Below are 13,036 nucleotides of genomic sequence, written 5' to 3'. Positions count from 1 at the left end.
AAGACCCTCGGCTGGCGGACACCCGCCGAGGTCTTCGAAGAGCAGCTACGCTCGCTGCAACAGCCCGGCGTTGCAACGACTGGTTGAACTCGCCCGGTCTTCCCAGGCCGTGTTCGCCTGCAGGTCCTGCGGCTTCGTTGAGCATGCGGATCTGAACGCGTCCCACAACATCGCCGCTCGCGGATGGTGGTCGTGGGTTTGCGGGGCTGAGTCACAAGCCCCTGTCCTCACGCTCGTCGCGTGACGGCTGGACGCGGCCGGGCCTCATCGAAGCCATCGATGACTCGAGCCGCAAGCCCGGGACCTCAGTCCCTGGTAGTTGACCCTCGCCATTCCGAAGTTGCCACCGGCGAACGCTACCCGTCCGACCCCCGGACCGTCACCGCCGTCCGCGAAGCCGCCGCCGAGGGTAAGCGTATCGCCTTCATCGGCAGAGGCGCCTCCGTCGTCGCCGAGGCGGGGCTGCTCGACGGCCGCAGTGTCACGGCGTACTGGGAACCGGCGGAGGAACTGCGCAAGCGGTACCCGGCGCTCGACCTCAAGGGCGACGTCCTCTACGTGCAGGACGGCCAGGTCATGACCTCCATCGGGTCCGCCACAGGAACCGACCTCTGCCTGCGCATCATCCGGATGGACTGCGGGCCTGCGGCGGCGAATCAGTTGGCCCGCGCCAGCGGCCTGGGCACCGCCGACTCGCTCCGCGCCCACCTGGTTCGCCGTGCCGGTCTCACCCCGAGCGCGTACCGCACGCAGTTCAGCCGCCTCGGAACCACACCGGATCCCGTCCCGTCTTCCCCTGCATGATCAGAACCCACCGCAGCGCCGGCGCCCTCGTGATCAGGACCGCGCTGCCCAGCGAGGCCGCCGCCATCGCAGAGCTGCACGGCCGGGCACGCGCGACCTACTACCCGGACGGCCTGCCGGAAGACGGCTTCGACTGGCCCGCGCGCTGGCGGACTGTTATCGAGCGCCCGGACGCGCACGTCCTGTGTGCGGTCCGCGACGGGCGTCTCGTCGGCATCGCCTCCTTCCGCACCGCCGACGCCGCCCCCGCCGACACCGTGACCCTCTTCCAGTTCCATGTCGACCCCGGAAACTGGCGTACCGGCATCGGCGCCGACCTGCACGCGGCCTGCCTGGAACAGTGGCGGGCCGACGGCAAGCGGACCGCCCTACTCGATGTGCACGTCGACAACGAGCGGGCGCAGGCCTTCTACGCCCGCCAGGGCTGGACCCCGGACCGGGAGCCCGTGGCGGACGAGCACCATGTGACCCTCCGGCTCGTGGTCGCCGGGGAATGAGCGGGGCCGCTTGAACGTTCACGTAGCGAGCGGAGGGCGCCTCCGTACCCGTACGACCTGGAAAGAGCCGAAGACATGCGCGTCGAGATCTGGAGCGACATCGCCTGCCCCTGGTGCTACGTGGGCAAGGCCCGCTTCGAGAAGGCGCTCGACGCCTTCCCGCACCGTGACGAGGTCGAGGTGGTGCACCGTTCCTTCGAGCTCGACCCGAACCGTGCCAAGGACGACATCCAGCCCGTCCTGAAGATGCTGACCAAGAAGTACGGCATGAGCGAGGCGCAGGCGCGGGCCGGTGAGGAGAACCTCGGCACGCAGGCCGCCGCCGAGGGCCTTGCGTACCGCACCCGGGACCGCGACCACGGCAACACCTTCGACATGCACCGCCTGCTCCACTTCGCCAAGGCGCAGGGCAGGCAGGACGAGCTGATCGGCGCCCTCTACCGGGCGAACTTCGCCGAGGAGCGGTCCGTCTTCGGGGACGATGAGCGGCTCGTGGAGCTGGCCGTCGCCGCCGGGCTCGACGCGGACGCGGCCCGCAGGGTGCTCGCCGACCCGGCCGTGTACGCCGAGGACGTCCGCGCCGACGAGCGCGAGGCGGCCGAGCTGGGCGCGAACGGTGTCCCGTTCTTCGTCCTCGACCGCAAGTTCGGTGTCTCCGGCGCCCAGCCCGCCGAGGTCTTCGCGCAGGCGCTGACGCAGGCGTGGGGCGAGCGCCCGCCGCTGAAGCTGATCCAGCAGGGTCCCGCCGACTCCGAGGTCTGCGGGCCGGACGGGTGCGCCGTACCGCAGAACTGAAAAGCCCAGGTCGGAGGGCATGTATAAGCAGCCCTTGGCGGATCTGAGAAGAAAATGGCGATGGACGGGGAGTTCACGGGGCCGCAGAGTGGCCCCATGGAGACCTTCGAGACTCTCGTACAAGCTGAGTTCGCCCCGAAGAACACCTACCTGAACACCGCGAGTACCGGGCTGCTCCCGGCCCGCGCGGTCGCCGCCATGCGGGCCGGCATCGAATCCGTGGCGGCAGGGCAGCCGCAGGACATGTTCGCGGACGTGGAGGCGGCCAGGGCCGGCTTCGCCCGCCTGGTCGGCGTCCCGGACCGCCGGGTCGCGGCCGGGGCCTCGGTCGCCGTCTACACCGGCCTGATCGCCGCCTCGCTCCCCGAGGGTGCCGAAGTCCTCACCGCCGAGGCCGACTTCGCCTCCGTCGTGAACCCGTTCCACATGCGCCGCGACCTCAAGGTCCGCACGGTGCCGCTGGAGCGGATCGCCGAGTCGGTACGCCCGGACACCGCGCTCGTCGCGGTCAGCGCCGCGCAGTCCGCCGACGGCCGGATCGCCGACCTGCCGGCGATCCGCGCGGCCGCGCGCGAGCACGGCGCCCGTACGTACGTGGACGCGTCCCAGGCCGCGGGCTGGCTGCCGGTCGAGGCGGACGCGTACGACTACGTCTCCTCCGTCGCCTTCAAGTGGCTCGTGTGCCCGCGCGGCGTGGCCTTCCTGGTCGTTCCGGAGGACCTCGGCGACCTCGTTCCGGTCTTCGCGAGCTGGGTCGCGGGCGAACATCCCTGGGACAGCTGCTACGGCCCCGTCCAGGAACTCGCCCACTCCGCACGGCGGTTCGACGAGAGCCCCAGCCTCTTCTCGTACGCGGGCGCCCGGCACTCACTGGCGCTGATCGAGGAGCTGGGCGTCGACACCGTACGCGCCCATGACCTCGCCCTGGCCGACCGCTTCCGCGCGGGCCTGCACGGACTGGGGCACGAACTCGTCCCCGCCCCCGGCTCGCCCATCGTCTCCGTGCCCGGACTCGGCCACCGGCAGCCGGAGTTGAGCCGCGCCGGAGTCGAAGTCTCCGACCGCGCGGGTAACTTGAGGGCCGCCTTCCACCTGTACAACACCACCGCCGACGTCGACCGGCTGCTGGACGTCCTGTCCGGCTGAGCCCCTCTCCCACTGGCGCGGGTTCCCCGGGGACGCCAGGAAGGGCACCACGAGGTGGTGGCGCCGGCGGGAACCGACGCTCGTGGTGAGCGGCGGGTACGTACCCGGGGACCGGCTCCGCCGACCGGAAAGGACTCACTTCACCGGCGTGAAGTCCCGCGCCCCGATGAACTCCGGCCGCCGCACCGGCGCCGCGAACGGCTCGACCGCCGCGTTCTCCACGCTGTTGAAGACGATGAAGACGTTGCTGCGCGGGAACGGGGTGATGTTGTCGCCCGAGCCGTGCATGCAGTTGCAGTCGAACCAGGTCGCCGAACCGGCCTTGCCCGTGAAGAGCTTGATGCCGTGCCGGGTGGCGACGCGGGTGAGTGCCTCGTCGGAGGGGGTGCCGGCGTCCTGCATCTGGAGGGACTTCTTGTAGTTGTCCGTCGGCGTGGCGCCCGCGCACCCGAGGAAGGTCTTGTGCGACCCCGGCATGATCATGAGGCCGCCGTTGGTGTCGTAGTTCTCGGTCAGCGCGATCGAGACGGACACGGTCCGCATGTTCGGCAGACCGTCCTCGGCGTGCCAGGTCTCGAAGTCCGAGTGCCAGTAGAAGCCGCTCGCGCCGAAGCCGGGCTTGACGTTGATCCGCGACTGGTGGACGTACACGTCGGAGCCGAGGATCTGCCGGGCCCGGCCGACGACCCGCTCGTCGCGCACGAGACGGGCGAAGACCTCGCTGATCCGGTGCACCTCGAAGACGGACCGGATCTCCTGCGACTTCGGTTCGACGATGGACCGCTCGTCGGCGCGGATCGCGGGATCGGTGACGATCCGCTCCAACTCCTGCCGGTAGACGGCGACTTCGTCATCGCCGATGAGCTCCTTGACAGGGAGGAAGCCGTCGCGCTCGTACGCCTGGAGTTCGGACACCGCGATCGGTCCCGGTGTGCCGGGGGCACCCCAGACGACCGGGTCCCGGCGGGGCGCCGACACCTCGGTGGCGGCGCGGCTCGGATAGAGATCGGTGAGCGTGGTCATGGGATTCAGACCTCCTCGGGTTCGGTCAGCAGGGGGTAGACGCCGTTCTCGTCGTGGTCCTCCCGTCCGGTGACGGGCGGGTTGAAGACGCAGACGCACCGGAAGTCGGTCCTGGGACGCATCGTGTGGCGCTCGTGGCCGTTCAGGAGATACATCGTCCCGGGCTCGATCCAGTGGGTCTCGCCGGTCTCGTCGTTGGTCAGTTCGGCCTCGCCCTCGACGCAGAGCACGGCCTCGATGTGGTTCGCGTACCACATCGACGTCTCGGTACCCGCGTACAGCGTCGTCTCGTGGAGGGAGAAGCCGACCTTCTCCTTGGCGAGCACGATGCGCTTGCTCTCCCAGGTACCGGATGCCGCCTTCACATGCCGGTCGGTGCCTTCGACGTCCTTGAACGAACGGACTATCACGGTGGTGCGCTCCCTTTCTCTCGTGCTCTCTCGTGCTCTCTCGCGCTGTGTTGCTTGTTTCTCTGGTGTCTCTCAGACGGTTTCCCGTACGGCGCGGGCGAGGGTGCGCAGTCCCTCGTCCAGCTCGTCCGGCGTGATCGTCAGTGCCGGAAGCAGCTTGACGACCTCGCTCTCGGGGCCCGAGGTCTCGATGAGCAACCCGAGTTCGAAGGCGCGCTGTGCGATGCGCCCGGCGCGCTTCTTGTCCTTGAACTCGATGCCCCAGACGAGGCCACGCCCCCGGTACTCCTTGATGTCGGCGAGGTTCTCCTCGGTGATGGAGATCAGCGTCTGCTCGACCTGCTCGCCCCGGGCGCGGGTCTGCTTCTCCATGGCGGAGCCGTCGGTCCAGTACGTCTCCAGCGCGGCGGCGGCCGTGACGAACGCCGGGTTGTTGCCGCGGAAGGTGCCGTTGTGCTCGCCCGGCTCCCAGATGTCCAGCTCGGGCTTGAACAGGCAGAGCGACATGGGCAGTCCGTAGCCGGAGATGGACTTGGACACGGTGACGATGTCGGGCACGATCCCCGCCTCCTCGAAGGAGAAGAACGCCCCCGTACGGCCGCAGCCCATCTGGATGTCGTCGACGATCAGCAGCATGTCCTGCCGCTCGCACAGCTCGGCCAGCGCCCGCAGCCACTCCGGGCGCGCGGCGTTGACGCCGCCCTCGCCCTGCACGGTCTCGACGATCACGGCGGCGGGCTTGTTGAGCCCGGAGCCCTGGTCCTCCAGGAGCCGCTCGAACCACAGGAAGTCCGGGACCTGGCCCTCGAAGTAGTTGTCGAACGGCATCGGGGTGCTGTGCACCAGCGGGATGCCGGCGCCGGCCCGCTTGAACGCGTTGCCGGTCACGGCGAGCGAGCCCAGTGACATCCCGTGGAAGGCGTTGGTGAAGGACACGATGGCCTCGCGCCCCTTCACCTTCCGGGCCAGCTTCAGCGCGGACTCGACGGCGTTGGTGCCCGTCGGGCCCGGGAACATGACCTTGTACGGCAGATCGCGCGGCCTCAGGACCACCTTCTGGAAGGACTCCAGGAACGCGCGTTTGGCGGTCGTCGACATGTCGAGGCCGTGGGTGACACCGTCCCGCTCCAGGTAGTCGATCAACGCCCGTTTGAGTACGGGGTTGTTGTGCCCGTAGTTGAGTGACCCGGCGCCCGCGAAGAAGTCCAGGTACTCATGGCCGTCCTCGTCGTACATACGGCTGCCCTGCGCACGGTCGAAGACGGTGGGCCAGCTGCGGCAGTAGCTCCGCACCTCCGACTCCAGGGTCTCGAACACGCTCAGGTCGGGCTGGGTGATGGTCACAGTGAATCTCCTCCTGGAGACGAAGTCGTGGGGGGTCGAAGACGCCGTGTAGTCGGTTCGGATGGACGGGGGGAAACCGTGCGGTTCGTACGGACAGGCGAAGTCGTGGGGTTCAGAACGCCAGGGGCCCGATGCGGTACAGCACCTCGGGGTCGTGCGAGCCGTCCGGGAACTGCCCTGCCTGGAACAGCACTTCACGTTCGACGTCCGCACCGTGGCGACGCGCGTACGAGGTGAACAGCCGCTCGGAGGCGGTGTTGCCCGGCGTGATGGTGGTCTCGACGGTGGTCATCGGCTGTTCCTGGGCGACGCGCGCGGTCAGCCCGTCGAGCAGCGCCGCGGCGAGACCGCGCCCGCGGTGGTCGCCGTCGACGGCGACCTGCCAGACGAGCAGCGTGTCCGGGCGGTCGGGCCGGACGAACCCGGTGACGAAACCGACGGGCACGCCCTGTGCGTCCCGTGCCACCGCCGACGTACCGGCGAAGTCACGGCACCACAGCAGATAGCTGTACGAGGAGTTCAGGTCGAGGGTCCCGGAGTCCTTGGCGATACGCCAGAGAGCGGCCCCGTCGGCCACCTCCGGGCGGTCGATCCGAAGGCTCTGGGGCATTTCCAGGAATTCCGCTTGCGGGTCTGCGTGTGCGGCGGTCATGCGGAATGAATTTACCCAGGGAAATTCTAAATTGCATGGCCGGGTGGGGTTACATACGTGGCGCTCACGTGTTATCACGCAGGCGCGGACGGCCCACGGATGGGTTCTATTTAGTACCTTTTGCCCGGAAAATAGTCCAGAAAACGGACGCTCTGTGGAGTGCGTCACAGTCACGTAATCACCACGAGATGTGCCCGAATTATGAGATCGCCGTTCGCCAAATCTTGGCGTTTACGTACGAAAAAAGCGGGCAGGAGAATATGGGGAGCTGCGCCGAATTAATATCGGAATACGCCTCCGAATAAGCCCCGCAAATCAGGCTTCGCCGACCCGTCGACAGGTCGTGCGCGATGCCGGACGTGTGTGATGCCGGTCGTGTGCGATGCCGGACGGGCACCCGGAGCGGGCCGGCATCCAGGCCTGCCATCCCCGGCCTGGGGCGTCCGCGACTGATCGAGTTCACCTTCTCGTTGTCTGGCGTGCGTTTACTTTCTCTGTGGTCCTAGTTGCCTGATGACGAACTGCCCCAGTGCGATGTGGAGTTCATGTTCACACTTGCGGCGACCGGACAACCCTTCCGCAGGGGTGCGCATCTAGGACAGCGAATCGAGGAGCCGGGGAGCACTCCCCGGCCCAGGGGCCCCGCGCCCCACAATTCTCTGGGGGCTTGTCGAGGATGGTTTGTTCGGTCGTGCGCACGGAGGGGCTTCTCCGTGGTGGGGGCATCGCTCGCGGGACCGCGGTGCGTCGATCGGTCGGGGCCAGGGTGTGAAGCGCATAACCCGCCCCGAGCCGCTGACCGGAACGGTCCACCGCGCCGACCGGTCGCCCGCTCCCGCGCCGCGCCCGCCGGCCCGGTCGCTGTCCGGCCGCGGCCATGGCCGGTGGACGTGGCTCCGGCTGCCGGGCTCGACGGGACCGAGGCCGACCGCCGCCCTGCTCGCGGCCGTCATCACCGTCACCGTGTTCTGCGCCGGTGACGTCGTCGCCGGCAGCTACCCGTTCGGCCCGCGGACCCGGAGCGTCAACGACCTCGGTAACCAGTACGTGCCGTTCCACGCCCACCTGTGGGACCTGCTGCACGGCAGGGCCGACGGCGGCTTGCTCATCAACTGGCAGTCCGGCTTCGGCTCCAGCTTCCTTCCTGACCTCGGTACGTACCTCAGCAGCCCGTTCGCCCTGCTCGTGGTGGTTTTCCCACGGGACGAGATCGACCTCGCGGTGTATGTGATCACGCTGCTGAAGATGGCGTCGGCCGGGGCCGCCATGGCCTGGCTGCTGCTCAGGATGCGCCCCGGCCGCTGGTGGGCGGCGGGACTGCTGGGCGCGTCCTACGCCCTGTGCGGCTGGACCCTGACGAGCGCCGCGTACAACCCGATGTGGCTCGACGGCCTCGTCGCCCTGCCGCTGCTGTGCCTGGTCGGCGAGTGGATGCTGAACGAGCGGCGCCCGGTCCTCGGTGTGCTGATCGTGGCGCTCGCCTGGATCGCCAACTTCTACACCGCGTACATGGCCACGCTGGCCGCCGGTCTCGTGTTCCTGCTCCGGCTGTGGCTCGCCGACCTCCCGCGCCGGCGGAGCCTCGCGGTGGCGGGCCGGGCGGCTGTGACCGTCGCGCTCGGCATGGGCCTGGCCGCACCGCTGGTGATGGTGGTGTACTTCGGCACCACGCACGCCTACCCGGGCGCGGCCGGACAGTTCGAGCCGGCGACGACGCCGGACCTGCTGGCCCGCCTGCTGCCGACGACGTACAGCTTCGGTTCGCCGGCCGTGTACGTGGGCACCACGGCGCTGCTGCTCGTCCTCGCCCTGCCCTTCCACCGGGCGGTACCCCGACGGGTGCGCACGGGGTGGACCCTGCTGGTGGTCGTGGTGGCCCTGTCGTTGCAGTGGGGCCCGACCCATCTGGTCTGGCACGCCTTCGCCACCCCACAGGGGAGTCCCTACCGGCAAGCCTTCGTGCTCTGCGCGCTGCTGGTCATCGCCGCCTGGCACGCGCTCTCCTACGGCGTGCCCGACCGGCGTGCGCTGTGCGCGGCGGGTGCTCTGCTCGCCCTCATCACCGCCGTCGCGAGCGCAAACGGGGCGACGGACCCGCCCTATGTACTGCCGCTGGTGGCACTCGCCGCCGTGGGCGCGCTGGGCGGACTGGCCCTGCTGGCGATCCAGGACCGCGGCCCTGGCTCCGGCCTCAGCCCTGGCTCCGGCCTCAGCTCCCGCCCTGGCCCTGGCCCGGAGTCCGGGGCTGGCTCCGGCTCCGGCCTCAACTCCGGCCCTGGCTCCCGTTTCGGATCCGGCCTCAGCCCCGGCGCAGGCGGTCGGCGCCGCGCCGTACTGACCGGGCTGGCCGTGACGCTCCTCATCGGTACACAGCTCGGCGAGGCCACCGCCACCTCCGCCGTGGCCACCCGACTGCGGCTCGCACACCTGGACGACTACGCGCCCTGGGGAGCACGACAGGAGCAGCAGGCGGAGAAGATCGCCGAGGCCGACGGCTGGCCCCGGTACCGCACCGACCCGGGCCGTGAGCAGACCGTCGGCAACGATCCGCTGCTGGTGGGCGGGCAGGGCGCCCAGTACTACAGCAGCCTCACCGCGGACGTCCTCAGCCGCACGCTCACCGCTCTGGGAGACGGCTGGACCTCGCGGGGCCGCAACGTGCAGAGTCTGGACAACGCCGTCACGGACGTGATCTTCTCGGTCGGCGCGCGGGTGCACTCTCCGCCGGACCCGCATCAGAAGTGGTTCCCGGATGACGGCGGCCGGGCGAGCGTGACCCGCCAGGACGTACCACCGCTGGTCACTGTTCGGCCCGCAGGTTCCGACCAGCAGGCCGCCACAAGCCCCGCCGCCTTCGGAGCGTCGCCGTACCGGAACCAGGAACTGCTGCTGGGCACCCGCGTCTACACCGTGCCCCCCTTCGCGGTGCGGGACAGCGCCGGGAAGACACCGAAGCGCAGTGACGACGACCGGCCCGGTCTGCTCATCCGCGTTCCTCGCGGGACCGCCGCCCAAAATGCGACGATCACGGCCAACTGCCGGGCCGGCAGCGAGGTGTATCTGTGGGCGCCGCACTTCTCGGGCACCGCACAGCTCACCGGCGCGAGCGCGCAGGGCCTGACCGGCCGCTTCAGGTCCGACTATCCCGTCACCAAGATCGCCTCGATGCAACGGCTCGGCACGGTTCCGGCGTCCGGACAAGTCCGCATCGAGCTGTCCCCCGACAAAACGGGCGTCATCCCCGACGGCGCGGTCGGCTGCCTGGACACCGCCAGGCTGAACACCGCGGTCGAACAGCTCAAGGCCACCGGCGCCACCGAGGTGACCGTGTCCGACGGCACCGTCCGGGCCCAACTCCCGGCGGGCAGCACGGGAATCGCCGTCCTCGCGGCCCCTCGCATCGCCGGGTGGCGCTGTGCGCCGGGTGACGGTCCCGCCGTACCCGCGGGGGAGTACTACGGGCTGATCGCCGTACCCCTCGACGGTTCAGCGACCAGCGTCACCTGCACGTTCCACCCGCCCGGTCTGCGACTGGGCACGGCTGTCGGGGCAACCTCGCTGCTGGGCGTGATGCTGCTCGGTGCCCTCACAACCGTCCGCCGACGGCGTGGCGCGGGCCGCCTCGCAGCGTCAACGCCCGCCCGCCGACACGACGGTACGCCCGCATGACCGGCGCTCGCCAAGTCCCAGGGAGAGAACCATGCTCATCTCGATCGTCGCACCCTGTTACGACGAAGAAGACGTCATAGGACGATTCCACGACCAGGTCATGAAGGTCGCGGAGGAACTCCTGCCGCTCGGCCACGACATGGAGTTCGTGTACGTCGACGACGGCAGCGGCGACGGGACCCTCGCCACCCTGGAGAAACTGGCCGAACTCGACCCGCGCGTGCGCTACGTCTCCTTCAGCCGCAACTTCGGCAAGGAAGCGGCGCTGCTGGCCGGCCTGCGGCACGCCTCGGGAGACTCCGTGGTCGTCATGGACGCGGACCTCCAACACCCGCCCGAACTGATAAAGCGCATGGTGGACGTGCGCGGACAGGGCTACGACCAGGTCATCGCCAGGCGTACCAGGAGCGGCGACAGGATCAGCCGCACCGTCACCGCCCGCCTGTACTACCGGCTCGTCAACCGACTCGTCGACGTGGAACTCGTGGACGGTGTGGGCGACTTCCGGCTGCTGTCCCGGCGGGTGGTGGACGCGGTCCTGGACCTCACCGAGTACAACCGGTTCTCCAAGGGCCTGTTCGCGTGGGTCGGTTTCCCCAGCACCACCGTCGAGTACGAGAACGCCCTGCGTGCACAGGGCAGTAGCTCGTGGACCTTCCGAAGCCTGCTCAACTACGGGCTCGACGGACTGCTCTCCTTCAACAACAGGCCGCTGCGCGCCGCTCTCTACCTCGGTATGGGGCTGCTGCTGTGTACCGGGCTGTACACGGCGTGGATCGTGGTCGCCGCACTCGTCCGCGGGGTGGAGACCCCCGGCTATGTCACGATCATCACCGCCGTCACCGCTGCCGCCGCGATGCAAATGATCATGCTCGGAATTATGGGGGAGTACACCGGCCGGATCTACTACGAGGTCAAGGGCCGCCCGCACTTCCTGGTGAAGGCGACCAACGTCGAACGAATACCGGACCGACCGAAGGATCGACTACAGGACCGAGCGCCGGACGGAACGCAGGAACGAACTCAGGACGGAATGCAGGAACGAACCCAGGAACGAACTCAGGACCGAGCGCCGGACGGAACGCAGGACCGCGCACCGAGCCCCACGACCAAGGACCTCATTCCCTGATGCGCACCGGACCCGCTCGCCCGATATCGCGACAGATCATCGCCTTCGCGCTGGTCGGCGTCGTCAACACGCTGACGTACTACGGCTTTTACCTGCTGTTCCTGACCCGGCTGCCGTATCTCGCCGCACACGTTCTCGCGTCCGTCCTCAGCATGATCGGGTCCTTCTTCCTCAACGCGCGGTTCACCTACCGGACGCGGCCGACGCTGCGGAAATTCCTGCTGTTCCCGCTGACGAACGCGACCAACTTCCTGGTCACGACGGCGGGTGTGTACGTGGTCGTCGGCGTCTTCCATGCCGGGGACCGATTCGCTCCGCTGCTCGCCTCCGTGGTGGCGATTCCGGTGACCTTCGTGGTCTCCCGCATGATCATGCTCCCGCAGGGCGCACCCGTTACCGCCACGCCTCCGTCACCGCACGCCGAGCCCCCTCCGTGTCCACCGGCACTCCCTGCTCCGCCAGTGCGGCCCCCAGCGCGGTGAGGCAGGAGCGGACCACCCGCTCACTCGCGTCCGCCCCGTAGTGGTTGACCCGGATCATCTCCTTCGCGAGCGCGCCCCCGCCCGCGGCCAGCGGCAGCGCCGGATCCGCGGCCAGCGCCCTGGCGACCAGCGCGGACGCGTCGAGCCCCGGCGGTGTCCGCAGGGTCGTGGCGACGGGCGCCGCGTCGGCGGCCTCGTGCACATACGGCTCAAGACCCCCGCCCAGGGCGAGGGTCCCCGCCCGGGTGGCCGCCGCGGCCGCCGCGTGCCGTGCCATCACCACGTCGAGCCCCTCACCCTCGATCCGCTCGACACACGCGTCGAGCGCCAGCATCTCCAGCTGTGCGGGGGCGTGCAGCAGGGCCTTGCGGCCCCCGTCGATCCACCGCTCCTTCCAGTCGAGGAGCGAGAGATACGACCGGCGCGGCGCCCGCGGGTTCGCGGCCATCCGCGCCCACGCCCGCTCACTCACCGACACCGCCGACACCCCGGCGGGTCCGCCCATCGCCTTCTGCGCCCCGATCACGCACAGGTCGACACCCCACGCGTCCGGCAGCACCGGCTCGGCGCCGATCGAGGCGACGGCGTCGACATAGAAGAGGGCGCCGTGTTCCCGTACGACTTCGCCGATCTCCGCGACGGGGTTGGTGTTCCCGGTCGCGGCCTCCGCGTGCACCAGCGACACGAAGTCGATCGAGGGATGCCCGGAGAACGCCTCCCGCACCTGCGCGGCGGTGACCGCCGTGTGGAACGGCACCGCCAGGTCGATCACCGTCGCCCCGCAGTCCCGCAGCCAGTCACCGAAGGTCTGCCCGTACGGGCCGGTGATCACGTTGAGCGCGGTCGTGCCGGGCCCCGCCGTCCCGCGGATGGCCCCCTCCAGGGGAAGCAGCGCCTCGCCCTGCATGATCACGACGTCCTGCTCGGTGGAGAGCAGCCGCGCCACACGGTCCTCGATCGCCGCGAAGTGCGCCGCGTCGAGCGGGGCCAGGTCCAGGAAGGGGTGGGTCACGACGGTGCTCTCTTCGCTCACAGGGTCTAACGAGGCCCACGAGGGGCAATGAATCGGATGGGTCAGAGCGTAA

12 protein-coding genes and 1 pseudogene are annotated in these 13,036 nt (G+C 69.5%); 8 read left to right on the top strand and 5 right to left on the bottom strand.

What is annotated here, in order from left to right:
• Positions 1-109: 109 nt before the first annotated feature.
• From ACIPC1_RS38470 to ACIPC1_RS38450, 5 genes and pseudogenes are all read left to right on the top strand, one after another.
• Positions 110-244 carry a zinc ribbon domain-containing protein gene (locus ACIPC1_RS38470; protein ID WP_402525984.1) on the top strand — a complete coding sequence of 45 codons (135 nt, stop codon included), beginning with the start codon at positions 110-112 and terminating at the stop codon, positions 242-244.
• Positions 245-345: 101 nt separating this feature from the next.
• Positions 346-804: pseudogene (locus ACIPC1_RS38465) on the top strand (DJ-1/PfpI family protein); the annotation flags it as partial.
• Positions 801-1,301: a GNAT family N-acetyltransferase gene (locus tag ACIPC1_RS38460; RefSeq protein WP_402525970.1), complete on the top strand. Its 501-nt coding sequence runs from the start codon at positions 801-803 to the stop codon at positions 1,299-1,301. The pseudogene ACIPC1_RS38465 and the gene ACIPC1_RS38460, both read left to right, overlap by 4 nt.
• 75 nt (positions 1,302-1,376) lie before the next feature.
• Positions 1,377-2,096 (top strand): DsbA family oxidoreductase, encoded by a 720-nt coding sequence (locus tag ACIPC1_RS38455; protein ID WP_402525967.1) that lies wholly within the window; start codon positions 1,377-1,379, stop codon positions 2,094-2,096.
• Positions 2,097-2,192: 96 nt separating this feature from the next.
• Positions 2,193-3,242 (top strand): aminotransferase class V-fold PLP-dependent enzyme, encoded by a 1,050-nt coding sequence (locus ACIPC1_RS38450; protein ID WP_402525965.1) that lies wholly within the window; start codon positions 2,193-2,195, stop codon positions 3,240-3,242.
• A 135-nt stretch (positions 3,243-3,377) separates the two neighbouring features.
• Here the strand turns inward: ACIPC1_RS38450 and thpD are convergent, their stop codons facing one another.
• From thpD to ectA, 4 genes are all read right to left on the bottom strand, one after another.
• A complete protein-coding gene (thpD, locus tag ACIPC1_RS38445; protein ID WP_402525962.1) occupies positions 3,378-4,265 on the bottom strand; it encodes an ectoine hydroxylase in 888 nt (295 codons plus the stop codon).
• Between the two features lie 5 nt (positions 4,266-4,270).
• Positions 4,271-4,675, bottom strand: a complete 405-nt coding sequence (locus tag ACIPC1_RS38440; RefSeq protein ID WP_402525960.1) for an ectoine synthase — start codon at positions 4,673-4,675, stop codon at positions 4,271-4,273.
• A gap of 72 nt (positions 4,676-4,747) precedes the next feature.
• Positions 4,748-6,019 carry a diaminobutyrate--2-oxoglutarate transaminase gene (gene ectB / locus ACIPC1_RS38435; RefSeq protein WP_402525958.1) on the bottom strand — a complete coding sequence of 424 codons (1,272 nt, stop codon included), beginning with the start codon at positions 6,017-6,019 and terminating at the stop codon, positions 4,748-4,750.
• Positions 6,020-6,131: 112 nt separating this feature from the next.
• Complete coding sequence (gene ectA / locus ACIPC1_RS38430) at positions 6,132-6,671, bottom strand: diaminobutyrate acetyltransferase (protein WP_402525956.1); 540 nt, start codon at positions 6,669-6,671, stop codon at positions 6,132-6,134.
• A 768-nt stretch (positions 6,672-7,439) separates the two neighbouring features.
• Here ectA and ACIPC1_RS38425 point away from each other — a divergent pair.
• The 3 genes from ACIPC1_RS38425 to ACIPC1_RS38415 are packed head-to-tail and all read left to right on the top strand — an operon-like array spanning position 7,440 to position 11,951.
• Complete coding sequence (locus ACIPC1_RS38425) at positions 7,440-10,340, top strand: YfhO family protein (RefSeq protein WP_402525953.1); 2,901 nt, start codon at positions 7,440-7,442, stop codon at positions 10,338-10,340.
• A gap of 31 nt (positions 10,341-10,371) precedes the next feature.
• The gene (locus ACIPC1_RS38420; RefSeq protein WP_402525951.1) at positions 10,372-11,469 is read left to right on the top strand and encodes a glycosyltransferase family 2 protein; all 1,098 of its coding nucleotides are present in this window, start codon (positions 10,372-10,374) and stop codon (positions 11,467-11,469) included.
• Positions 11,469-11,951 (top strand): GtrA family protein, encoded by a 483-nt coding sequence (locus tag ACIPC1_RS38415; RefSeq protein ID WP_402525949.1) that lies wholly within the window; start codon positions 11,469-11,471, stop codon positions 11,949-11,951. Before ACIPC1_RS38420 ends, ACIPC1_RS38415 begins: the two co-directional genes overlap by 1 nt.
• Here ACIPC1_RS38415 and ACIPC1_RS38410 read toward each other — a convergent pair.
• A complete protein-coding gene (locus ACIPC1_RS38410) occupies positions 11,863-12,963 on the bottom strand; it encodes a pyridoxal-phosphate-dependent aminotransferase family protein (RefSeq protein ID WP_402525981.1) in 1,101 nt (366 codons plus the stop codon). The two genes, ACIPC1_RS38415 and ACIPC1_RS38410, sit on opposite strands and share 89 nt — an antisense overlap.
• Between the last annotated feature and the right edge of the window lie 73 nt (positions 12,964-13,036).

It is taken from the genome of Streptomyces sp. NPDC087263 (assembly GCF_044744645.1).
Lineage (GTDB): Bacteria > Actinomycetota > Actinomycetes > Streptomycetales > Streptomycetaceae > Streptomyces.
This window is presented reverse-complemented; position numbering and strand designations above follow the sequence as displayed.

Bases quoted from the DNA above. Each gene is read 5' to 3' on its own strand.
- ACIPC1_RS38455 (WP_402525967.1), top strand. From the start codon at position 1,377: ATGCGCGTCGAGATCTGGAGCGACATCGCCTGCCCCTGGTGCTACGTG.
- ACIPC1_RS38415 (WP_402525949.1), top strand. From the start codon at position 11,469: ATGCGCACCGGACCCGCTCGCCCGATATCGCGACAGATCATCGCCTTC.
- thpD (WP_402525962.1), bottom strand. From the start codon at position 4,265: ATGACCACGCTCACCGATCTCTATCCGAGCCGCGCCGCCACCGAGGTG.
- ectA (WP_402525956.1), bottom strand. From the start codon at position 6,671: ATGACCGCCGCACACGCAGACCCGCAAGCGGAATTCCTGGAAATGCCC.
- ACIPC1_RS38450 (WP_402525965.1), top strand. From the start codon at position 2,193: ATGGAGACCTTCGAGACTCTCGTACAAGCTGAGTTCGCCCCGAAGAAC.
- ACIPC1_RS38460 (WP_402525970.1), top strand. From the start codon at position 801: ATGATCAGAACCCACCGCAGCGCCGGCGCCCTCGTGATCAGGACCGCG.
- ACIPC1_RS38420 (WP_402525951.1), top strand. From the start codon at position 10,372: ATGCTCATCTCGATCGTCGCACCCTGTTACGACGAAGAAGACGTCATA.